Here is a 208-nt window from a genome sequence, read left to right as displayed (position 1 = left end):
CAGGAACAAACGGAACATTAACGATTTGTTCAGGCAGCACAGTAACATCAGGATCATTATTTGCAGCATTAGGCGGAAGCCCAGATGCAGGAGGAACTTGGTCTCCAGCTTTCGCAGGAGCAGGAACGTATACTTACACCGTGGCGGCTACAGCTCCATGTACTGTTGATGCTGTTTCGACAGTTTCAGTAACAGAGCAGGCGCAGCC

The 208-nt window shown here is 50.0% G+C and carries 1 protein-coding gene; it reads left to right on the top strand.

Annotated elements, in window-relative coordinates; genetic code table 11:
- On the top strand, window positions 1-208 hold a 208-nt coding region (locus ACHRVL_RS23130), incomplete at both ends, for a hypothetical protein (protein ID WP_395415612.1).

The sequence above is a fragment of the Flavobacterium sp. FlaQc-28 genome, from assembly GCF_044007415.1.
Lineage (GTDB): Bacteria > Bacteroidota > Bacteroidia > Flavobacteriales > Flavobacteriaceae > Flavobacterium.
The sequence above is the reverse complement of the archived record's forward strand: the minus strand, read 5'-3'. Positions and strand labels throughout refer to the sequence as shown.